This is a genomic window from Nostoc sp. LPT (assembly GCF_017115165.1).
Taxonomy (GTDB): Bacteria; Cyanobacteriota; Cyanobacteriia; order Cyanobacteriales; family Nostocaceae; genus Nostoc.
The window spans coordinates 90,990-111,509 of record NZ_JABXKF010000123.1; the positions used below are offsets into that span (position 1 = coordinate 90,990).

Here is a 20,520-nt window from a genome sequence, read left to right on the forward strand (position 1 = left end):
CCCACAGACAGTTGCTCTTGGCGTTGCTCCCGCTATCGTACTGTCTACCCAACTTGCATCTATTTTTGTCGTACAACCTCTGTGATGAGGCAAAATTTTTATGGCTACAAATCGTCGGGTTTCCCGCGTTGCTGAACTGATCAAACGGGAAGTTAGCCAAATGCTGCTTAACGGAATTAAGGATGACCGTGTGGGTACTGGAATGGTCAGTGTAACTGATGTTGATGTTTCCGGCGATCTCCAACACGCCAAAATCTACGTCAGCATCTATGGTACAGATGAAGCTAAGGTAGAAACAATGGCAGGCTTAAAGTCGGCCACAGGTTACGTCCGCAGCGAACTTGGGGCGCGGGTACGGCTACGTCGTACACCAGAAGTCATATTTCTCGAAGATCGCTCCATAGAACGCGGTAATAAAGTATTGGCACTACTAAACCAACTTAACCACGATCGCCCGCCAGAAAATCTGCTAGCAGTAGAAGACAGCACTGTTCAAAATGATGAAGAATTTTCCGAATAAGTAACTAAAACAACAATGTAACTTCAGAACAATTAATCTCAGCAAATCCGCCAAACAGTTTACAGACGTGACTAGATCGCGTCTGTTTTAATGTAAACATAACCTTATTCAGCAAGACACCTCTCTTCTTGTGAGCAAAACAAGGTTTAAACATTTTTCCTTGCTAAAACTCTATTCCTTTATGGTTGGAATATTCATTAATTCTGAATTCTGAATTCTGACTCCTGTTTATGTGTGTCCTGATTCCGAATTATTATTACTCCACCCTTTTACAGATGTTTTTCAAAAGAAAACTGATAATGTTAGTGCTGAAATTAACTAATAAATTACGGGCTTACTTAAGAAATTGTTAACAGATGCTATGGTTAAAGCCTTCGTAAGCTGATGCGCGTCTAGGTTGTACATTTTTGCATTCAGACCGTCCTTACGTCAATTGGTCATCTGTCCTTTGAAATACAAATGACCAATGACAACTCTCACGATTAAATATATAAATTAAATGCGTAACAGCTTAGTATACTTTAGCCGTTATGTTTTGCAACAGTTTATACCCTAGTAACTGACAAATATTATTGTGTTGTTTACCTTAGATAAATACCAGCAGTTATAGATCCAGCTTTTAAGGTGATTATTTGATATGTAAGCAATCGCGATATAAACTCTCCCCACCCACCAAATCTTGCCTAAAGACAGTAATGGCAAGACTTTCAGACTTGTGGCATCAAAGTCATACAGCTACATAAGCAGGTTAAGTTAATTACTCGGAATTTTTTTTGTAAAGCGGATTTTCCCGAAATGTCAGGATTCTTTGACTTTCTTAACATTTCTTGAGATAATTTCAGGAGATATAGCGTCAAAATAAAAATAGTTCCGTATAGCAAACTACAAAATTGTAGCCACAAGTCTAATTTCTGTAATGTTTGTTCCTAATTTTTAACGGGAACACTATCGTAAGTGTTAATTTGTGAGTAAAAAACATGAGTGTGAATACGGTGCCTTCTATCAATTACTACTCTCTAGATCTGATTCAAGACGAAGCACGCCGACTGGTGCAAAAGGGAATGATTAGCCGACAACAGCCAATATATACCCTCTGCCAATACATTCCAGCGAGAGAGTGGGTTTGCGTTGAATGTGAATTAGAGAAATGTGACTTTTTGTTACGCGATCGCATTGGCGACCTAATTGGTCGCGAACAGTGGGATAACGACTAAATCAATGTTTGATTTCGGGTTTGGGATTGGAAGTTTATTTTTGATGTGTGGATGTCACCATCAACGATTTAACGTTTAATCAGGAGGACAATCTCTGGTTTTTGATGAGCATTGCCCTATACAGAATCTTGCGTTTTTGATTAACACAGAAGCAGTTGAGTCTGAATTTATACAACTTTTCAAGTTAAAGAAGGCATCAAAACCATTTGTTCTGTACATCTGGTGTCATGGCTTGAGTTTAGTATGTAGATTCAGTGAAGTTCCTACATCGATCCAATAGAAGGGTAGGAACTTCACTTTTGACTCGCAATTTATTGCATCGCTTCTCTCAAGTAAGTAATAACCTGCTTGCTGTTCAAAGCCAAAATCTGTCTGAAAAAGTTTGCTAAGTCGGGCTAACGGACACCAGTTGCGACAACAAAGGGAAACTCCGCCAGCAACTGGCTCAACTTTCACAAAATCCAAAATTTGTATCGTATTTTTTCTGAAAAAATCTCGAAAAGCAGAGAAAAATCGGATGAACTATTATCCTACTTGCTCTAAATACTGATTAACGTCTTCAATGATGCGAGTAAGTTCAGCTTCAGTAGTCAGGCGGATGTTGACATTGCGGACAGTCAGCAAAACTTTGGCTGCGAAGGGCGTCGGCCAGATATTCGGATTACAAAAAACTTCTAAAAATACTTCACCCGTATAACGATATTCCAGGGGAGGCTGGGGAGTGACTCTACCACCGCCAGGAGTGGGTTTAGCAGCGATTGCTTTCAGGCGTTCCATCAGTTGATCCGTCGCTGTCTTTAATTCTCGTGCTGCTTGGGGTGAAAAACTGAAGGAGACTGAACCTTCAATTAAGTTCAATGTTAGAGGAATTGAAGACATATTTTTTTTATTAAAACTTCTTGATAAGTACTTATATTACCGGAAGAAGGGGTCTGAATCCCACTCTGATAGTTCCCGGTGTCTTCTTCAAAGACCATTAGTACCGCTTGGCGTAATTCGTTAGTCTGTCACTTTGATCGCAAGCACCAACCTCGTTGGCTTTTTGCAGCGAGCTAGTGTAGGTGAGGGCGACAGCTGCCCCATCCTGGACGAGGCGTTTAGCGATCGCCGCCCCTAGAACGCGTGAGCCACCAGTTACCAATGCCACCTTACCTGTAAGTTTTTTGTTACTCATAATATTCTTTTGTCGTTAAAGTTTTGTATCGTCTGGTATAGATATAAAGCGTGGGGGTAAGCCTGTCAATAAATTATTATACTGATTGACATCTGATGTATTAATAACAAAGTTAATTACAATATTACTTAAAAATTAATGCTAAAAATACGCGGTTATTTCTAAAGCCATTAACAATAAATATCCAGCTTGTAGCTGGCGTTAGTTAAAAATAATCTCAACAAAACGATCTAAAATATAGAGGCTATAGAGAGACTTAGCTCTTACTGCGTAAGACTTTGATACACTTTGTTTGTGTTTATTTGTATTTTGAGGTCTACATTAGAAGTCATAGAATTTGATGTGATAAATTATCTATGACTTACGATAACCGCGCTGAAGTAAGAAAGGTTTTAATTATTACCCTACTACTCAACCTATTTGTAATGGGATTGAAAGCACTTGTGGGCTACTGGACAGGCTCTTTGAGTTTGCTAGCTGATGCCTTGCATAGTGTGACAGATAGCGCCAACAACGTTTTAGGATTAATTGCGAGTAAATTTTCTTCTCCACAACCCGATCGCGAACATCCCTACGGACACAGCAAGTTTGAAGCTGTGGGCGCTCTAGGAATAGCCTCATTTTTAGGAATAGCCTGTTTTGAAATTCTGCAAGGAGCAATCGAGCGAATTCTCAAAGGTGGTGGTGAACCGATAAAAATATTGCCACCTGAGTTGTGGTTATTACTAATTGTGCTGGGTGTAAATATTTTTGTGGCGTTTTATGAACGTGCTGTGGGTAAGCGGGTAGGTAGCTCAATTCTCATAGCTGATGCGACACATACGATGAGCGATATTTGGGTAACAATCTCTGTAATTGGTGGCTTGATAGGAGTTTGGCTAGGTTATCAATGGATGGATTTGGTGTTAGCTTTTCCTGTCGCCTTGTTGGTATTTTGGAGTGGCTGGTCAGTTTTAAAAGAGAATTTGCCTTGGCTTGTAGATCAAATGGCGATCGCACCAGAAGCAATACACGCGATTGCTACTTCTGTTCCAGGCGTAATTAACTGTCATGCGATCGCTTCTCGCGGTGTTCTTAGTCGTCAAGTGTTCATTGAAATGCATTTAATAGTGGATGCAGCAGACGTAGAAACCGCCCACCACATCACTGAAGAAGTAGAAAGCCGATTAGAAGAACGGTTCCGTCCAGTGAGGATTTTAATTCACGTCGAGCCACCAGCATATAAGTCTGAGCAAATTAGCTTTGAAACTGGAGCAAAATAGTCTCAACAATTGAAAATCACGCCCTGTTCTGATGTTCGGAAACCTTATACTCGTAGGGTATTATTAATGACCAATTATTTTAATACTCTTGGACGAGCTACTAGATTTTACGGGCTACAACGTACATATTTACAGTTGCATAGTCTTCAAGTCCAGGAACTTTTCTCAGAAAGTGAAGCAATGGCATCAATTTGGAAGCTCCTTCAACAGCATTTATCCTCTCGCTTACAATAGTAAATCCAGCTTGATCAAAGGCTTGCAGGAAGTCGCGGCGCTTGAGTTTATTGAGTCCAAGTTCATAGACCGAATGGCACTCGACTCCGGGATGGCATTTATTGTAAGCTGCGACAACACGCGCATCGCCAATAATCAGATGCCCCCACGGTAGCTTGATGGGCTGTCCGATTGCGTGAAATCCATGATCGCCATAGGGACTGTAGTAGAGTGGACTAAAACCAGTTATCAGTAAGCCCCCTTCCCGTAAAAGCCGTCTGATTGAGAGAAGAACTCTATCTATGCCCATGATGTGTTCAAAAGTGTCTTTGGAAATTATGACATCAACCTTGCCGTCAAGCGTCGTTATGTTGTCAATATCCAACTGATGAAACTCTATTCTGTTGGCGATATCTGGGAAGCGTTCCGCTACTATACGCTGGGCAAATGATATGCGACTACCAATGAGGTCAAGACCAATCACCTGCTGCGCTCCCGAAATTGCTGCATCAATGGACAGGGCGCCATGTCCACAGCCGATCTCAAGGACGACTTTGCCAGAGAAGTCTGGCCGGCCGCCGAAGCGACGCCAGTACTTCTGCGAATCAATGATTTGTTTCTCAAAGTATTTAAGGGAGAGGGACTCATCTTCTACAGCAAAAATGTCTTCACTAAATTTGTAGTTTACAGATGGATGTGTAAAAGTTTCCTTATTCATCTAAATTAAATCCTTCAAAGGGTGATGTGTAAAAAGCTGAAACAACGTATTTACGTTGATACACAATATGGTTCTTTTGTACAGTCTGTAAGTACTATAGTTAGCCCTTTTAAGGTGGGTAAAATGTTGGTCAACAAATTCCTTTTTAACCTATGCTACTCTGTGTCCTCTGTCTTCAAAAGTGACGCTCATACATTGCTAACGCTGCGTTAAGAGATTCCTGGAAGCTCGTGTTCCGATTTTTCGTTCACTCTGGAGTGGTCAGGTAAACTACTTTGAAACCTCAGATAATGTTTTAAAACAGAAGGTGCAATTTTGCCGATGACGACAAATCAAGGTTTTATCCGTGTATTGAGATACTTAGGTGTGCTAATTATGAAAGCAAAAGACCCTTTTAAAACATCTTTTCAGAGTTACAGAGAACGTAGAGAGAAAAAAGAGATTTTTTGAGTTACTCGAAAGGGCTAATTCTATGTATGTTCCTCCGTTCAAAAAACAGTGTCAGAGTTAATGGGTGTTATGGTGGAAACAGCTAGTTACTTTACTTTTGCCACAAGCGATGTCAGCTTTGTGTGTTAAAGCTTTTAGCTATTATTGAAAATTCAAGCTCTAAGCCGTTTTTAGTATATTTACGCGTCCCCCTGTGTTGGAATGGAAACCGTAGTATGTTAGCATAACTATGGAGATAATAACTCTTTTTGGAGTTTTGATCAATAAAAAATAATTCTATGTTGGTGTTAACTCGTGTAGGAAGCAACCAATTCTGCGACGATCGCAACTAGTTCTCCAGGATCGACAGGTTTAGCCACATGAGTCTGAAAACCCGCTTCCAGAGCACGGTTACGATACTCGCGATCGCCATAAGCAGTTAAGGCGATCGCGGGGAGTTTTTCATAAATATCAGGCTTCAGTGCTCGGATTTTACGGATAAGGGTGTAGCCATCTTCATCAGGCATAGCAATATCACAAATCAAGACATCTGGTTGTAACTCAGGTAATACTTTCAATGCTACCCCTGCCGATGCAACTGCCATAATGGTGGCTCCATCAGCTTCCAACACAGTAGTAATGTAAAAGCGGCTATCATCATCATCATCAACTACGAGGATGTTTAAGCCAGCAAGGGGAAGAGCAGGTTCCATAACATCTCCATTAATGTTGATCGAATAAAATGTATTTCCAATCAGCTGCTTGTTTTTTTCTCTGTCACCATACCATTGGTAATTTTACTGCGATCGCGCCGGTTTTCCTAGAAAAAATTCAAGTCGTCCAGCTACCATCTAATTGACGGTTAATTCTTCCCTGGCATTTATATTTATTGCCTGTATAAAATCTCATTGATAAATTTCACCGAACAAGGCAAAAGTTAAAAGGTAAAAGATAAAAGAAAGAATAATTTTAGGACTTACGCAAGTGTCATATTTTTTTCGTAGAGGTTGTCCATAGTCAAGGGTCAAGAGTCAATTAACTAGTCCTATATAGACCTGGACTCTGGAACACCAGATGCTTCAAGTCGGCTTTGCTGACGCCAGTCGCTCATAAAGGAAACCATTTAAGACCGTGCTGGCTCCCCAACGCACCAAGGCATCTGGTTAGTCCAAATTATGGTGAAGATGCTTGAAAATATATATAGATATTGCTTTAAATGTGAGAGCCAACCATGACTGAAGCCAAGACTACCCGTACAGCCCGTCGGGGACGAATATTCCCTGAAATTCAGTGGACAAAGGAACAAAAAGCGCAACGTGAAGCCGAACGCGAAGCTTTTTACCAACGTTGTAAACCAGTATTTGATAAAGTTAAATCAGAATTAATTGAAACTCATTACAACTGGTATGTTACTGTTGAACCTCATAGTGGAGAGTATTTCGTCAATCAGGATTTAGAAGTGGTTTGGCAACAGTGTCGTGAAAAGCATCCTGGTAAAATACACCATACTTTCCGAATTAATGAGTCGGGAGCTTGCGGCACGATATGATAAACGGTTTTTTTGGTGATCAGGATGCGCTACTTTTCGAGATTAATTTAATAACATCCGATGGATTAGAATTACCAGTTGATGCAATGTTGGATAGGGGTTTTTCATCCTGCTTGGCAATTAATGACCAAGATTTAGACGCACTTAGTTGGACTTATTTTGACTGCAAAGAAGAGTATCTAGAAAATTTCGCAAGAGTCAATCACAATCTAATAACTACAAGAAAGCTTTGGATAAATTAGCAAGAATTCATTTGAAAGTCAGTAGGCAGCGTAAAGAGCAATGCTTGTGAAGTTAGCAAGGTGCGTTATTCAGTCGGCAGATTTGATTGCCTATGAAGACTTGCAAGTGCGTAACATGGTTAAAAACCATAAATTAGCCAAAAGTATCAGTGATGCGGCATGGCATCAGTTCCGATGTTGGCTTGAATATTTTGGAAATATTTATGGCAAGGTAACTGTTGCTGTAGCTCCACAATATACCAGCATCGACTGTTCATCTTGTGGCAGACAAGTTAAGAAAACTTTGTCAACTCGTACCCATAAATGTGTTTGCGGATCTGAGTTGTGCATGGATGAGAACACAGCGCTGAACATTTTGGCTAAATCATTAAGAACGGTGGGGCACACCGGGATCTACGCTTGGGGACAGAACGACCTATGTCTAGACTTGGAAACAAGTTGAGATAAGTCGGCTGGTTGAACCAAGAATCCCCCGACTTCAAGTTGGGGGAGTGTCAAATCATTCCCACTCAATGGTTCCAGGTGGCTTGGAGGTGATGTCATAAACCACCCGATTCACCCCTTTCACCTCATTCACAATTCGAGTAGAAATCACTTCCAGGACATCATAAGGCACTCTTGCCCAATCAGCAGTCATGCCATCTTCACTGGTAACAATCCGCAAAACAATGGGGTAGGCGTAAGTACGTTGATCTCCCATAACGCCAACACTACGAATTGGCAGCAATACAGCAAATGCTTGCCAGAAATCATGATACATACCGCGTTGGTTAATTTCTTGCCGCACAATCAAATCGGCATCGCGCAAAATATTTAACCGCTCAGATGTAACTTCCCCCAGAATCCGAATTGCTAAACCAGGCCCAGGAAAAGGTTGCCGTTGAACAATTTCTTCTGGTAAACCAATGGAACGCCCAAGTTTGCGGACTTCATCTTTAAATAGTTTCCGCAGAGGTTCCACTAATTTAAATCTTAAGTCTTTGGGCAAACCGCCAACATTGTGATGACTCTTAATTTTCACCGCTACCCGCTCACCAGTTTGGGGATCGACGTTGGTGTCCGCAGATTCGATCACATCTGGATAAAGAGTCCCTTGAGCTAGATAGTCAAAGTAACCGAGGCGCTTGGATGTTTCCTCAAATACACTGATAAATTCGTGTCCGATGCGGCGGCGTTTTTCTTCAGGATCTGTAATCCCAGCAACTTTAGCCAAAAAACGATCGCGAGCGTTAACATATTCAACAGGAATGTGAAACTGCTCTTGAAACAGCTTTACCAATCGCTCTGGCTCATATTTTCGCATAAAGCCTTGATCGATAAACACACAAGTTAGTTGCTCGCCAATTGCTTTATACAGTAAGAAAGCCAAGGTAGAAGAATCCACTCCACCAGACAGCGCCAACAGCACCCGCTTATCGCCAACTCTGGCGCGAATTTCTCGAATTGCCTCTTCGACAAAAGCCGCTGTTGTCCAAGTGGGTTCGCAATCGCAGATATGGTAGACAAAATTACGGATTAATGCTATGCCACCAAGAGAATGCACCACCTCTGGATGGAACTGAACGCCGTAAAGCTTCTTTTCGTGGTCAGCAATGGCAGCACAGGGAGTATTTTCTGTATGTGCCAGCAATTCAAATCCTGATGGCATTTGGATAACTGAGTCTCCATGACTCATCCACATGGTAGTGCCATCTTCAACATTAGTAAGCAAATCTGTGGGATCGTCAATATATAATGAGGCTTTGCCGTATTCACCTCGATCGGCCTTTGCCACTTCCCCACCGAGTTGGTTTACCATCAACTGCATCCCATAGCAAACACCCAAAACGGGTATTCCCAAATTCCAGATTTCTGGGTCACAATGGGGAGCGTTATCACCATAAACTGAACTTGGGCCACCTGAGAGAATGATTCCCTTGGGATTAAGTTGGCGCAAATGTTCAGAAGTAGTGCGATAGGATAAAACTTCGGAGTATACTTGAGTTTCGCGGATGCGACGGGCAATCAGCTCAGAATATTGAGAGCCAAAATCCAGAATTACAATCAATTGGCGATCAAGCCGCCCAAAATTTTCCAATGTTTGGGGCGCTTGTTCTGTTGGTAGAGTCACCGCTGTATTCATGACGGGAGAATTATCTCTGTTAAGGATAAATAGATGCTTTGTGGTCTATGGTGATACTATTATCCAGCCTGGATAGGCTGATAATGGTATAGAAAGCCTTGACAAACGCTAATTTACGTGCATTTGTCAAACCCCGAAGTTGGATATGGTATTAAAACGATAAATCTACCCTAGAGTGGTTACTTAAAGTATTATTTTTTTGGATTGTTTACGATTATTCATAATAAATTAACATAATTTTCCCATCAACAGACCAGCAGTTTTACTCTTCACGATAATTTTGCGATCGCGATCAAAGAGAATAGAGCCACAGACTGTTACTTTTGTGCCGCTTTCGCTATGACTTTGGATGTATTCTTGGGCACGAACATCGATAGTTTCGGCGATCGCACTGTAAACTTTATTTACCCAATCACTACCAGTTGCAGTATCTATGGATTTTAGGTGTGTGAGTGCTGCTTCAGCAGTTGCACTGTTAAATACAGCTTGGATATCTGGTGATTTTAAACCTGCGATCGCACAGTGCGCTGCCAAAATTTCCCGGCGTCCATCAGCTAAGTAATGGTGGGTGTGAAAAATCCCTCCAGCCAGCTTCATCAGCTTACCATGATAGCCAAATAATAAGATTTCTTTTACACCCAGTACATCAGCTTCTACTAACATTGGCCCAAGCCAGTTAGCAGTTTTGACTAATTGTTCAGGATTAATCCCTAGTTTACGCGCCAAATCTAGGCCATTTTCCCCGATACAGAATACCAAAGTTTCAAAACGATTGGCTTTATTTTGTAATTGGGCCCGAAAAACGGCAAGTTGATCTGGTGTACTTAAAGGTTGAGAAATACCGGTTGTGCCTAAAAGAGAAAGTCCTTCAACCACACCAAAAGCAGAATTTGAAGTCCGAACAGCAAGCGATCGCCCTTCGGGTAAAATAATCGTCACCGTGATTTTTTCCCCAGGTGCTAGCATCCGTTGCAAATTCTCTTGCAACAGCTTTTGAGCATAAGCATAAATAGCAGGCTCGTCATCAGCATTTAATTGCTTACCAATCCCTTCCCCACCTTTAATAATTACAGCTTCATCACCCTGTTCTCGCCATTCTACCAATGCCCAAATCGGCGTATTTCTGGTCAAATCGAGATTATCACCAGGATCGCTGCGAGTGATTGCCAAAGCTGTATTCTCAGATAGTCCTGCTACCTGTTCAATTGGTATTTCTGCAATTTGAGCGGGTTCAATCAAATCTACTGATGCTATGCTTAGGGGTTGGCGATCGTGTAACCAATGTAAAGCTGCAACAGCAGCAGCACAGGCAAAGACGGGAAGTGTGTATCCAGAAAGGGACATTTTTTAAATTCAAAAGTCAAAATAATTCTTCAAAATTGTTCGCCCAGCGTTTCCTAGAGAAGACAGTTTCAGATGGCAATTTAGACCGCAACTGTAGCTTACTTTCTTCAGGGTAACGTTCCTGGTCAGGGATGTAAGCAACATTAAACTCAGCACTAAGAATCTAAGAACTCTCTTCATTTTGCTGCAACGCACTTGTTAGACCGCTGCCAAAAATTATAAACTCTTTTTTAAAGCTATTTTACACTATTTGTAATTACTAAAATAGTAGATGTAGCTACTAGCAATAGTCCATAAAAAATAGCAAGTGACGGTGCTCGTAAAGCCTTAGATAGAGAAACTTGTGGTTCACTTTTGAGTGGTTGTAGTGGATAGACCAACCCTTCTGGCATTGATTCATTCTCAAAACTCTCATCTAGTGCTTTTTGATTGTTTAAATATTCAGTTAGAACGCTTGCCTTTCTAATGCAAGAGTATTGTACTCTCCAATAAAAAGCTTCTAAAAACCAAAAACTTATGATCACAACGTATCCAACTAATATAATTGGAGCAGATTTAATAGAAAAAGACCAGCCCATAGTAGCAGTCCAAATAGCAATTGCAGCAGTTTTTATTTGAAGAAGATTAACAGTAAAGTTTGCAATCTTTTTCTCTAGTTCCTCAGCACCTTGCTGGAGCATTGTTATTTGAAATTCAAAGCGATTCATTTAATTAGAACCATTATCTAATATTTTTTGTTGATCAGCCTTATAAATTAAATTCTGTAGGTAAGCAGAAGTGTGTAGTATCATATCGCTATTGAACAATACAAAAATATCAAGATTTTGAATGAACCATTCAAAACTAAATCAGGATACAGATCTACAATCCGTGAAATAATCCAATCAGACAGATTTTCATCTAGAAGGAGTTTCACAGGGATACCACAAACAACTTCTTCTCACGATCAGCAGCAAAAGCAAGACACGCTTTGATGTCTTCAGAAGTTAATTCAGAAAAATCCTCTAGGATTTCTGCTTCAGTCATTCCGCCTGCAAGATACTCCAAGATATCATAAACAGTGATTCGCATTCCCCGAATACAGGGTTTCCCACTGCGTTTTCCAGGTTCAATCGTAATAATGTCGTGGTAATTCATAAAAATCACAGATCACTCTTGGTCAGTTGGCTCCAACCCAGTATTAGGCTGCTGACTACTGCTTCTTGGTGCTTCTAACTTTTGGCGAATCGCTGCTTGAACCTTCTCATCAAAATCGGGATCATCGGGGCTTGCAACAATCCTACGCGGACGCTGATTAATCCTGTCCAAATATGCTTGAAAAGCAGCTTGATCCCCGCGATGCTTGAGAAAATACTGTTTCAATTCAACATCAGACATTGAATCGTAATTAATTTGGCTCATCAGACAACTCTCCGTTGGGTAAAATTTGAAATTCAATCTCTTCGTCATACCCAGCAAGGATGTATACATTACGAGTCCGATTATCAACACAAATGAGGTATATGGGTTGAAGCATGATATACGTCAGTTGATAGCTAATACGATACAAACTTGCTACTTGAGCAGCAGTAGGCATTTTACTTATTAATTACACCAAAATTACGAATTACGAATTAGTAATTAGTTAAACACCTACTTCTAATAATAGAGCTTCCATAGCTTCCCAAGAAATTCCTTGTTGAATATAACGGGGTGCTTCAGGATTGTAAGGACTGGCTACTCGGTCAATGTTGAGGATGTTTGCCCCATCTGGTAGAACTGGTACATCTGCATCAAATGCCGTTGGGCGCATCAAAGAACTAGAAAAGCCTTTGAAAATAGCAATTGTATCTTGCTCATCGGCAATTACCACCGTTATAATTAGGACTTCTTTGGTGCGTTTAGCGGTGTATTGTTCCAGTCGCTTGCCAATGGAATTCATTTTTTTAAGAGTAAGGGTAAGGTGGTGCAGCGACGGTTACTGTGGTGTGGCTGAACGTCCCTGCTTGCCCAGCTTAATCAAAACAAAATAGCTTAAGTAAAGGACATAAATTACTAAACTAGTTATGCCAAGAAAACCTAAGAACTCAGCCTTGCTGTTAGCATGAAAATATTCTTTGAATAGTAACGGAGCCTCGAACCAGACACTACAATAGGGAGTCTTCAGCATATTGGCAGAAAAAGCACAACCCAAAAAAGGGATAAAGGCTAGTGTGCCCAAAAAACAATAAACAGTTGTCGCCCAGCGCCAAGAGGTAAAAATAAATTTCAAAGATCCACTGGTTTGATACTCAATTTCATCGTTGATATCCACCCAGAACCACAGCGAAATCGGGATCAAAATCTGAGCTATCAACCCAGAGATAAAGCTAACTGGATACTGAGCAATCATTAAGTAAATTGTGATTGCCACCAAGCTTGATACTCGCCAGTATATAGCCAATAAGCGTTGTATGCCTTCCGCTTTTTGTACAAATGCCCAAATCAGAAGAATTAGCGGAATAATTACCAGGAATAATACTGCCAGTCGGTAATCAATCCAGACGAAAGGTCGAAACCAAATATCATAGTTCATATTTTTTCTCAAACAATAGATAAAAAGAAGTCAGGAGTCTGAATAAATCAAGTGAGATTTTATACCACTACCTGATTGTAGACTGCTAAATAAGGCAGGGGTATTAAACCCTTTTATTCAGGAGTCAGTCGGACTCCAATTCATCCTGAATTCTTCTTGATAATAGTTTATTGAACCTCGTATGACTAGAAGTCACGAGTATTACAAAAAATTTATAGGGGCGTACAGATGTACGCCCCTAATGCCAAATAATTTGTTGTTTAATTTATGAAAATCGCAACTTATCCTTTTAGAAGAAGCCTATTGATTCAAATAAAGAATTTATTTTTTGTTTCCACGACTAAAATCGGGGGCTTTAAATAAAACGCTTGCAAGTGGAGGATATTGGTGAGTTTCCGCGTCCCCCACTCTAGGCGTCTTCTTTAGTCAATGCTGGTTGTTTGCTGACCAAACAACAGAAAATCCAGTTGCCTCAATTTCTAGTCGTCGTAAACCCGGCATTCAATTGCATCTGGGTTGTCATCACAATACTGTTCTAGAGAGTTTTTTGGCTTGCTTTGGCGCTTGTGGGAAGCTTCGGCTTGCAATTCTTCTACTGCATCCCAAGCAGCAGCACACTCTGGTGAGTTGCTACCGTTAATATCACAGACAGTACGCGCTTGTTCCACTTCTTCTTGGATTTTCTCTTGGATATCGCCTTTTGCTGTTTCTTGGATGTTGGTCATTGCTTTATGTCTCGTTGTGTGCTGTTAATTCTAGTATAGAAAATGTTCAGAAATGGCAGTTTTTCGCTTAATTACTAACCATTCTAACCATTTAGCCGATGGTAAGTTAGTTTTTTAGCCTATTGATTTATAACCAATACAGCAAGCCTACCCTATCTATAATGCATTTACCTTTATTTTTTAAGATTTTGTGGAATTAGTAGCATAGATAAATAATCATACAATATATTTAGATGCCTATATTAGGGAATGACAACCCCAGCTTCTTGGGATGGAGGAGACAAAGGGCTGGCATCAATTATTGTAAGATGCAATTCTTCCCAAAATAAAAAGTCAAAACCTACTAGCCTAAAATAGAGAAAGAAGCTCAAAACTTATGGCAGACCAAATGCAGTGGGCAAATGCCCTATCAACCCGTCATTCTCTGGAAGCCGCTGTTACAGATGTGGTAGAACGAGCTGTTTCATCGTTAACAGCACCTGCGGATCTAGGACTGGTATTCATTTCGTCTGCTTTTACCAGTGAGTATTCCCGACTGTTACCCTTGTTAGCTGAAAAACTTTCTGTGCCTGTGCTAATTGGCTGTAGTGGTGGTGGTGTAATTGGGACGACAGTTAGCGGAGAAACCCAAGAATTGGAAGCTGAACCAGCTATTAGCTTGACTTTAGCACACCTTCCAGGAGTAAAGATTCAAGTTTTTCATATTGTTGCTGAAGAATTACCTGACTTAGACAGTTCGCCAGATGCTTGGCTTGATTTGATCGGTGTACCACCATCACCGAAACCGCAGTTCATCTTGCTGTCTAGTTCTTTCGCTTCAGGAATCAACGATTTGTTGCAAGGGCTAGATTTTGCTTATCCAGGATCGACGATCATCGGGGGACAGGCTAGTGGTGGAGGTATGGGTGGTCGTGTTGCCCTTTTTTGTAACGATACTAACGGCGAGAAACAGCAAAACTTGTATCGTGAGGGCACTGTTGGTATAGCTTTGACTGGCAATATTGTTTTGGAAACGATTGTTGCCCAAGGATGCCGACCGATTGGCAAGCCATTGCAAGTTACAAAAGCCGATCGCAATATTATTTTAGAGTTAGATGAGAAAGTGCCTTTGGTGGTGTTGCGAGATTTGATTGCCAGTCTCAGCGAACAAGAACGCATTTTAGCACAGCACTCTCTGTTTGTTGGTGTGGCAATGGATGAATTTAAGCTGGCTTTGCAGCAAGGAAACTTTTTAATTCGTGGTATTCTTGGAGTCGATCCAAATGCTGGGGCGATCGCAATTGGCGATCGCGTTCGTCCTGGTCAAAGGCTGCAATTCCACCTCCGCGATGCCCAAGCCTCTGCTGAAGACCTCGAATTACTCCTCCAAAGTTATCAACATCAACGAGAATCTGAACCCTCGGCTGTAGCTGCTTTAATGTTTTCTTGTCTGGGACGAGGTGAAGGACTTTATGGTAAACCTAACTTCGATTCTGAACTATTTCAGCGCTACCTTAACGATATTCCTATAGGTGGCTTTTTCTGTGGCGGTGAAATCGGCCCTGTTGGTGGCAGAACCTTTTTACACGCCTACACTTCAGCATTTGGAATTTGTCGCCAAAATCAGTAATCAGTGCTGAGTGCTGAGTGCTGTTAGCGGAAGCGGGGCGTTTAGCCCGTGCTGAGTATTGAATCACCTTGTAACTCTTAACTCTTATTCAGTACAAGCGTGCTGTTATTATCAATCATCGTCAAATTTCCATTAGTGACGATGCTTGGATTGGGTTGTGATGCACTATATGTCTGAATGTAGCGCCGCACTTCTGGGGGAAAATGAGGGTAATCTAACACCGCATCTCCATCGGCAATAGTTGCCCAGAAGTCGCGCAAACCAGGAGCTAATTCTTTTGCCTGTGATAATGGTAAGTTTAATGGAGAGTGAGTTAATAGCTTGATTAAAAAAGGGAAAGAGCGATCGCCCATCCACTGCCTTGATGACTGTTGCAAGTCGGGGAACTCAGGCACTGACTCTACGCGATGGGATAAAATTTGCAACGATTCTTTACCTTGGTTATCCCGATGAAACTCCAGCACTCGATAAGGGTGAGGATAGCTAACTAAAGAACCAGTGGTAATATCATATACCCCATCGGAGTAAGCAATATCCTGAACGTGCAAATGCCCCGTAAACACTAACTTGACTCCGTAGCGCCTCAACAGCTGCAATAGTTCTGCTGAATTCGACAACATATAGCGATTTGCCAGTGGATGGTTCGATTGATTGGGCAAATGTTCCACTACATTATGATGCACCATCACCAAAACTAAGTCATCACCAGATTCTGCCAGCACCTCTTCTAACCACCATAGCTGTTTGGCATCCAAACATCCCACTTGCTCACCCTGGTCATTAAAGGAGTTAGAATTTAGTCCAATCAGCTTAACTCCAGGCAGTAATTGACGAATGTAGTAAATCTGGCGTGGATCTTCGTAGCCAAACTTCGTGTAATAGTAGGGAAAATCTGCAAAAGCAATTGATTGCCGATCGCCCAACAGCACAGGAACGTCATGATTACCAGGAATAACATAGACAGGAAAAGGTAGTTGGGCTAAACATTGTTGTAACCAGGCGTGATTCTCTGGTTCGCCGTGCTGGGTTAAATCTCCTGGCAACAACAAGAAATCTAAATCGAGTTGTGTTAAATGTTCTAGTACACTTTTAAATGCTGAGATACTTACTTCCACCAGATGAAATCGGCTGGGATGATCCCAGATTGTGTGAGGAAGTGCCAGGTGTAAGTCGCTGACTACCGCAAAGCGAAAATTGAGAGTCATTGATTTATGAAAATGTTAAAAGCAGGGGTTAAAATAAGCCTTTTCCCAAAAGTATAACGCTTGCTTTGTTTCCCTGCGTAGGAGTGCGTATACTTAATATTTGTATACATTAAGCATTGATTACACATTGTGGTGACAATTGACTTAAGGGTTAATCATAAGTATTTAATCTCCAAAAATTATTGGAAATTTGATTGCTAAAAATTATTAATTAACGCTCGAATAACTGGGCGATCGCTTCTATCTGCACCTAAACAAACAATTAATGGGTAATAATTCAATAGTGTTAGTGGTACGAAATGCGATCGCATAGCTCATTGTAGACATCGCTTTGTTTTCTGCTACTCCCCTTTTCGATAAAATAACTGAGCAGATCGGTAAAGAACAGGTTCAGAATCATGGCTCAAGCTAGTATTGGGATTATAGGTGGTAGCGGTCTTTACAAAATGGATGCGCTCAAAGATATCGAAGAAGTGCGAGTCGAGACTCCTTTTGGTTTACCATCTGATGCTTTGATTCTGGGAACTTTGGATGGTACACGGGTAGCGTTTTTGGCGCGTCATGGCCGCAATCACACGCTTTTACCCTCTGAGTTACCGTTTCGCGCTAATATCTATGCAATGAAGCAATTGGGTGTGAAGTATTTAATTTCAGCTAGTGCTGTGGGTTCCTTGAAGGAAGAGGCGAAACCACTGGATATGGTGGTACCAGATCAGTTTATTGACAGAACAAAAAATCGAATTTCAACGTTCTTCGGTGAGGGAATTGTGGCTCACATTGCCTTTGGCGATCCGATTTGTCAGAATTTGGCGACTGTGTTGGCAGATGCGATCGCATCTCTCAATTTACCAGAAGTTACTCTCCATCGCGGCGGTACTTATGTGTGCATGGAAGGGCCAGCTTTTTCTACTAAGGCAGAATCGAATCTTTACCGCAGTTGGGGTGCAACAATCATTGGGATGACGAATTTACCTGAAGCGAAGTTGGCAAGGGAAGCCGAAATTGCATACTCAACTTTAGCGCTGGTGACAGATTACGATTGTTGGTATGCAGAGCATGACACAGTGACAGTGGAGATAGTAATTGGCAATTTGCTGCGGAATGCAGTGAATGCTCAAAGAGTGATTCAAGAAACTGTGCGGCGCTTGAGTGAAAATCCACCACCGAGTGAGGCGCATTCGGCGTTGCAACATGCGATTTTGACTCAGTTGGATAAAGCACCAGCAGCGACGAAAGAAAAGTTAGGGTTATTGTTGCAGAAGTATTTGTAGTGTTGGTGATGAATGAGCCATGTCTACGCCTACGCAGTTTCTTAGTACAGTTTTGCGTAAAAGCATAGCGTTTTTAATGCAGAGGAACACATTGGCATTGTTAGCCAACGCATTGGCATTGTAAGCCGACACAATGGCATTGTTAGCCAACGCAATGGCATTGTTAGCCGACGCAATGGCATTGTTAGCCGACACAATGGCATTGTTAGCCAACGCAATGGCATTGTTAGCCGACACAATGGCATTGTTAGCCAACGCAATGGCATTGTTAGCCGACACAATGGCATTGTTAGCCAACGCAATGGCATTGTTAGCTGACACAATGGCATTGCAGGGGATTGCAAAATTTAATTTGTTAGGAATTAATGAAATACTGTATTTAGATTAGAGCAAGAGCGATCGCTACGACGGGCTATTTGGTGACGCACCATCATTTGAAATTATAGAGGTGATCGCTTAATCCTAAGTTCGGGCGCAAGCGTAGCCCGTTGTAGATATCGCTCATTACTAAAATCTCTTTGTGACAGACAATACCTCGCTGATATAATCACCTGTCTATGTTTGATAACGTCTGTCGCTTTTTAGCAGAGTCATTTTCAGCCGATTTCGCTACTTGGTTACTTGGCGAATCTATTGCACTCACCCAACTCAGTCCATCAGAATTATCCCTCGAACCGATTCGAGCAGATGCGTTAATTCTGTTACAGTCAGATGAAATTGTTCTGCATATCGAATTCCAAACCGAAGCAAAAGCCGAAATTCCCTTTCGGATGACTGATTATCGGTTACGGGTATATCGCAGATTTCCCCGAAAGCGGATGCATCAAGTTGTCATTTACCTGCAACCCACCACATCCGAATTAGGTAAGCATTCAGCTTTTGTTTTAGAAAATACTCGTCATGAATTTGGAGTCATTCGTCTTTGGGAGCAACCAAGCGAGATATTTTTAAATACACCTGGTTTGTTACCGTTTGCAACCCTCAGTCAAACTGAGGATAAAACGCGAACATTACAACAGGTTGCACAAGCTATTGAGCAAATAAATGATACTCGGATACAAAGTAATATTGCTGCGTCAACGGCAATATTGGCTGGGTTAGTATTAAACAAGGAACTGATTAAAAGGTTATTACGGAGTGATGCTATGCGCGAGTCTGTAATTTATCAGGATATCCAGCAGGAAAAAGCTTTATCGATTGTTATGCGACTACTTCGCCGTAAGGTCGGAACTGTTCCACCTGCACAGCTATTGAAAATTCAAGCTTTAGACTCAATACAGTTGGATGATTTAGCAGAGGCTTTACTTGATTTTTCGGATTTAACCGATTTAGAAGCTTGGTTAGCGCAAACTCAAGGTTAATACAGCAGAATTGCTAATGAGCAATCGCAACAATGGGCTAATCATACAAGCGATCGCACTTCATCAGATAACAGCAACAGCGATCACAACAACGGGCTATTGTGCGATCGCACCATCATCATGAAATCATACAAGCGATCGCAGTTTCTGAAATTAAAGCAAGAGCGATCGCTACGACGGGCTATTGTGCGATCGCACCATCATCATGAAATCATACAAGCGATCGCTTTATTCTAAGTTGGGGCTGCTCATTACAGAAATCTCTTTGCGTAGCCAATCAAAGACCTCTCCCTGGTTTTACTACGCAAAACCGTCCCTCTCCGACTCGGAGAGGGACTGCCTTGAACTTTAGTTCAAGGCAGGGAGAGGTTTATTCCCTGCGTGTGCCAATATCATCACATAAACGCTTATCGCTATCACTCACATTAGGATTGTTTTGCAAATAATCGCGCACCCAAGCACAACCCTTAACCATTAAATCATCCACATCCAAATTGAGATTCCACAGCTTCACTGTCTTGTCATCACTTGCAGAGGCAATGGTTTGACCGTCGGGGCTAAATATCACACTATTAACCGAATCGCTATGACCTTGGAGAGTTTGTAAGAGTTGCCCGTTGCGATTCCACAGCTTCACCGTGTTGTCACCACTGGCAGAGGCAATGGTTTGACCGTCGGGGCTAAATGCCACGCCCCAAACCGAATCGCTATGACCTTGGAGAGTTTGTAAGAGTTGCCCGTTGCGATTCCACAGCTTCACCGTGTTGTCACCACTGGCAGAGGCAATGGTTTGACCGTCGGGGCTAAATGCCACGCCCAAAACCGAATCGCTATGACCTTGGAGAGTTTGTAAGAGTTGCCCGTTGCGATTCCACAGCTTCACCGTGTTGTCACCACTGGCAGAGGCAATGGTTTGACCGTCGGGGCTAAATGCCACGCCTAAAACAAAATCCCTATGACCTTGGAGAGTTTGTAAGAGTTGCCCGTTGCGATTCCACAGCTTCACCG

Annotated in this window: 22 protein-coding genes and 2 pseudogenes; 9 read left to right on the forward strand and 15 right to left on the reverse strand. The window is 41.7% G+C overall.

The features are described 5' to 3' along the window. The first annotated feature begins 100 nt into the window (after nt 1-100). Both rbfA and HWQ58_RS22965 read left to right on the forward strand, forming a co-directional pair. Entirely contained in the window at nt 101-520 is a 420-nt protein-coding gene (gene rbfA, locus HWQ58_RS22960) for a 30S ribosome-binding factor RbfA (protein ID WP_292867552.1), read from the forward strand. Between the two features lie 977 nt (nt 521-1,497). Continuing rightward, nucleotides 1,498-1,734 carry a DUF4327 family protein gene (locus tag HWQ58_RS22965; RefSeq protein ID WP_012407481.1) on the forward strand — a complete coding sequence of 79 codons (237 nt, stop codon included), beginning with the start codon at nt 1,498-1,500 and terminating at the stop codon, nt 1,732-1,734. A gap of 525 nt (nt 1,735-2,259) precedes the next feature. On the opposite strand, the gene HWQ58_RS22970 is transcribed toward HWQ58_RS22965, so the two are convergent. Both HWQ58_RS22970 and HWQ58_RS22975 read right to left on the reverse strand, forming a co-directional pair. Further along, entirely contained in the window at nt 2,260-2,613 is a 354-nt protein-coding gene (locus HWQ58_RS22970; protein ID WP_292867555.1) for a hypothetical protein, read from the reverse strand. A gap of 148 nt (nt 2,614-2,761) precedes the next feature. Next, nucleotides 2,762-2,908 (reverse strand): annotated as a pseudogene (locus tag HWQ58_RS22975) (SDR family NAD(P)-dependent oxidoreductase); the annotation flags it as partial. Between the two features lie 356 nt (nt 2,909-3,264). Here HWQ58_RS22975 and HWQ58_RS22980 point away from each other — a divergent pair. Further along, nucleotides 3,265-4,170 carry a cation diffusion facilitator family transporter gene (locus HWQ58_RS22980; RefSeq protein WP_292867561.1) on the forward strand — a complete coding sequence of 302 codons (906 nt, stop codon included), beginning with the start codon at nt 3,265-3,267 and terminating at the stop codon, nt 4,168-4,170. 100 nt (nt 4,171-4,270) lie between these two features. Here HWQ58_RS22980 and HWQ58_RS22985 read toward each other — a convergent pair whose 3' ends face one another. Beyond that, nucleotides 4,271-5,101 (reverse strand): class I SAM-dependent methyltransferase, encoded by an 831-nt coding sequence (locus HWQ58_RS22985; protein WP_292867564.1) that lies wholly within the window; start codon nt 5,099-5,101, stop codon nt 4,271-4,273. Nucleotides 5,102-5,838: 737 nt separating this feature from the next. After that, the gene (locus HWQ58_RS22990) at nt 5,839-6,243 is read right to left on the reverse strand and encodes a response regulator (RefSeq protein ID WP_292867567.1); all 405 of its coding nucleotides are present in this window, start codon (nt 6,241-6,243) and stop codon (nt 5,839-5,841) included. 518 nt (nt 6,244-6,761) lie between these two features. Here HWQ58_RS22990 and HWQ58_RS22995 point away from each other — a divergent pair. Together HWQ58_RS22995 and HWQ58_RS23000 are read left to right on the forward strand one after the other, a co-directional pair. Beyond that, the gene (locus tag HWQ58_RS22995) at nt 6,762-7,079 is read left to right on the forward strand and encodes a hypothetical protein (RefSeq protein ID WP_292867570.1); all 318 of its coding nucleotides are present in this window, start codon (nt 6,762-6,764) and stop codon (nt 7,077-7,079) included. Nucleotides 7,080-7,284: 205 nt separating this feature from the next. After that, nucleotides 7,285-7,763, forward strand: a pseudogene (locus HWQ58_RS23000) (transposase); the annotation flags it as partial. Between the two features lie 57 nt (nt 7,764-7,820). Here HWQ58_RS23000 and guaA read toward each other — a convergent pair. The 9 genes from guaA to HWQ58_RS23045 all read right to left on the reverse strand — a co-directional run bounded on the left by guaA (nt 7,821) and on the right by HWQ58_RS23045 (nt 14,066). Further along, on the reverse strand, nt 7,821-9,443 hold the full coding sequence (guaA, locus tag HWQ58_RS23005; protein ID WP_292867573.1) for a glutamine-hydrolyzing GMP synthase: 1,623 nt from the start codon (nt 9,441-9,443) through the stop codon (nt 7,821-7,823). Between the two features lie 228 nt (nt 9,444-9,671). Beyond that, on the reverse strand, nt 9,672-10,787 hold the full coding sequence (gene cbiD, locus HWQ58_RS23010; protein ID WP_292867576.1) for a cobalt-precorrin-5B (C(1))-methyltransferase CbiD: 1,116 nt from the start codon (nt 10,785-10,787) through the stop codon (nt 9,672-9,674). A gap of 236 nt (nt 10,788-11,023) precedes the next feature. Next, nucleotides 11,024-11,494, reverse strand: a complete 471-nt coding sequence (locus tag HWQ58_RS23015) for a hypothetical protein (RefSeq protein WP_292867579.1) — start codon at nt 11,492-11,494, stop codon at nt 11,024-11,026. Nucleotides 11,495-11,699: 205 nt separating this feature from the next. Then, nucleotides 11,700-11,924 carry a DUF433 domain-containing protein gene (locus tag HWQ58_RS23020; RefSeq protein WP_292867582.1) on the reverse strand — a complete coding sequence of 75 codons (225 nt, stop codon included), beginning with the start codon at nt 11,922-11,924 and terminating at the stop codon, nt 11,700-11,702. A gap of 12 nt (nt 11,925-11,936) precedes the next feature. Continuing rightward, nucleotides 11,937-12,188, reverse strand: a complete 252-nt coding sequence (locus HWQ58_RS23025; RefSeq protein ID WP_292867585.1) for a hypothetical protein — start codon at nt 12,186-12,188, stop codon at nt 11,937-11,939. Further along, complete coding sequence (locus HWQ58_RS23030) at nt 12,175-12,363, reverse strand: hypothetical protein (protein ID WP_099099501.1); 189 nt, start codon at nt 12,361-12,363, stop codon at nt 12,175-12,177. The genes HWQ58_RS23025 and HWQ58_RS23030 overlap by 14 nt, the downstream gene beginning before the upstream one ends. Before the next feature lie 48 nt (nt 12,364-12,411). Continuing rightward, the gene (locus HWQ58_RS23035) at nt 12,412-12,708 is read right to left on the reverse strand and encodes a hypothetical protein (RefSeq protein WP_292867589.1); all 297 of its coding nucleotides are present in this window, start codon (nt 12,706-12,708) and stop codon (nt 12,412-12,414) included. 36 nt (nt 12,709-12,744) lie between these two features. Next, on the reverse strand, nt 12,745-13,341 hold the full coding sequence (locus HWQ58_RS23040; protein WP_292867593.1) for a DUF3177 family protein: 597 nt from the start codon (nt 13,339-13,341) through the stop codon (nt 12,745-12,747). A gap of 479 nt (nt 13,342-13,820) precedes the next feature. Continuing rightward, the gene (locus HWQ58_RS23045) at nt 13,821-14,066 is read right to left on the reverse strand and encodes a Calvin cycle protein CP12 (protein ID WP_069074399.1); all 246 of its coding nucleotides are present in this window, start codon (nt 14,064-14,066) and stop codon (nt 13,821-13,823) included. 376 nt (nt 14,067-14,442) lie between these two features. Here HWQ58_RS23045 and HWQ58_RS23050 point away from each other — a divergent pair, with 376 nt between their 5' ends. Continuing rightward, nucleotides 14,443-15,675, forward strand: a complete 1,233-nt coding sequence (locus HWQ58_RS23050; RefSeq protein WP_292867596.1) for an FIST N-terminal domain-containing protein — start codon at nt 14,443-14,445, stop codon at nt 15,673-15,675. Nucleotides 15,676-15,752: 77 nt separating this feature from the next. Here HWQ58_RS23050 and HWQ58_RS23055 read toward each other — a convergent pair whose 3' ends face one another. Next, a complete protein-coding gene (locus tag HWQ58_RS23055; RefSeq protein ID WP_292867599.1) occupies nt 15,753-16,880 on the reverse strand; it encodes a metallophosphoesterase in 1,128 nt (375 codons plus the stop codon). A gap of 398 nt (nt 16,881-17,278) precedes the next feature. On the opposite strand from HWQ58_RS23055, the gene HWQ58_RS23060 reads away from it, so the two are divergent. The 3 genes from HWQ58_RS23060 to HWQ58_RS23070 all read left to right on the forward strand — a co-directional run bounded on the left by HWQ58_RS23060 (nt 17,279) and on the right by HWQ58_RS23070 (nt 19,512). Beyond that, complete coding sequence (locus tag HWQ58_RS23060) at nt 17,279-18,151, forward strand: S-methyl-5'-thioadenosine phosphorylase (protein ID WP_292867601.1); 873 nt, start codon at nt 17,279-17,281, stop codon at nt 18,149-18,151. Nucleotides 18,152-18,284: 133 nt separating this feature from the next. Continuing rightward, nucleotides 18,285-18,539 (forward strand): hypothetical protein, encoded by a 255-nt coding sequence (locus HWQ58_RS23065; protein WP_292867604.1) that lies wholly within the window; start codon nt 18,285-18,287, stop codon nt 18,537-18,539. Between the two features lie 169 nt (nt 18,540-18,708). Then, nucleotides 18,709-19,512, forward strand: coding sequence for an Rpn family recombination-promoting nuclease/putative transposase (locus HWQ58_RS23070; RefSeq protein ID WP_292867607.1), 804 nt, complete (start codon nt 18,709-18,711; stop codon nt 19,510-19,512). A 370-nt stretch (nt 19,513-19,882) separates the two neighbouring features. On the opposite strand, the gene HWQ58_RS23075 is transcribed toward HWQ58_RS23070, so the two are convergent. After that, nucleotides 19,883-20,520, reverse strand: a 638-nt coding sequence (locus tag HWQ58_RS23075; protein WP_292867610.1) for a WD40 repeat domain-containing protein, incomplete at its 5' end; no start/stop codon positions are given.

Bases quoted from the DNA above. Each gene is read 5' to 3' on its own strand.
- HWQ58_RS23065 (WP_292867604.1), top strand. From the start codon at position 18,285: ATGGCATTGTTAGCCAACGCAATGGCATTGTTAGCCGACGCAATGGCA.
- HWQ58_RS23050 (WP_292867596.1), top strand. From the start codon at position 14,443: ATGGCAGACCAAATGCAGTGGGCAAATGCCCTATCAACCCGTCATTCT.
- HWQ58_RS23030 (WP_099099501.1), bottom strand. From the start codon at position 12,363: ATGCCTACTGCTGCTCAAGTAGCAAGTTTGTATCGTATTAGCTATCAA.
- HWQ58_RS22995 (WP_292867570.1), top strand. From the start codon at position 6,762: ATGACTGAAGCCAAGACTACCCGTACAGCCCGTCGGGGACGAATATTC.
- HWQ58_RS23060 (WP_292867601.1), top strand. From the start codon at position 17,279: ATGGCTCAAGCTAGTATTGGGATTATAGGTGGTAGCGGTCTTTACAAA.
- HWQ58_RS23055 (WP_292867599.1), bottom strand. From the start codon at position 16,880: ATGACTCTCAATTTTCGCTTTGCGGTAGTCAGCGACTTACACCTGGCA.
- HWQ58_RS23025 (WP_292867585.1), bottom strand. From the start codon at position 12,188: ATGAGCCAAATTAATTACGATTCAATGTCTGATGTTGAATTGAAACAG.
- HWQ58_RS23070 (WP_292867607.1), top strand. From the start codon at position 18,709: ATGTTTGATAACGTCTGTCGCTTTTTAGCAGAGTCATTTTCAGCCGAT.
- HWQ58_RS23035 (WP_292867589.1), bottom strand. From the start codon at position 12,708: ATGAATTCCATTGGCAAGCGACTGGAACAATACACCGCTAAACGCACC.
- HWQ58_RS22965 (WP_012407481.1), top strand. From the start codon at position 1,498: ATGAGTGTGAATACGGTGCCTTCTATCAATTACTACTCTCTAGATCTG.
- HWQ58_RS23020 (WP_292867582.1), bottom strand. From the start codon at position 11,924: ATGAATTACCACGACATTATTACGATTGAACCTGGAAAACGCAGTGGG.
- rbfA (WP_292867552.1), top strand. From the start codon at position 101: ATGGCTACAAATCGTCGGGTTTCCCGCGTTGCTGAACTGATCAAACGG.
- guaA (WP_292867573.1), bottom strand. From the start codon at position 9,443: ATGAATACAGCGGTGACTCTACCAACAGAACAAGCGCCCCAAACATTG.
- HWQ58_RS22990 (WP_292867567.1), bottom strand. From the start codon at position 6,243: ATGGAACCTGCTCTTCCCCTTGCTGGCTTAAACATCCTCGTAGTTGAT.
- cbiD (WP_292867576.1), bottom strand. From the start codon at position 10,787: ATGTCCCTTTCTGGATACACACTTCCCGTCTTTGCCTGTGCTGCTGCT.
- HWQ58_RS22985 (WP_292867564.1), bottom strand. From the start codon at position 5,101: ATGAATAAGGAAACTTTTACACATCCATCTGTAAACTACAAATTTAGT.
- HWQ58_RS22970 (WP_292867555.1), bottom strand. From the start codon at position 2,613: ATGTCTTCAATTCCTCTAACATTGAACTTAATTGAAGGTTCAGTCTCC.
- HWQ58_RS23015 (WP_292867579.1), bottom strand. From the start codon at position 11,494: ATGAATCGCTTTGAATTTCAAATAACAATGCTCCAGCAAGGTGCTGAG.
- HWQ58_RS23045 (WP_069074399.1), bottom strand. From the start codon at position 14,066: ATGACCAACATCCAAGAAACAGCAAAAGGCGATATCCAAGAGAAAATC.
- HWQ58_RS22980 (WP_292867561.1), top strand. From the start codon at position 3,265: ATGACTTACGATAACCGCGCTGAAGTAAGAAAGGTTTTAATTATTACC.
- HWQ58_RS23040 (WP_292867593.1), bottom strand. From the start codon at position 13,341: ATGAACTATGATATTTGGTTTCGACCTTTCGTCTGGATTGATTACCGA.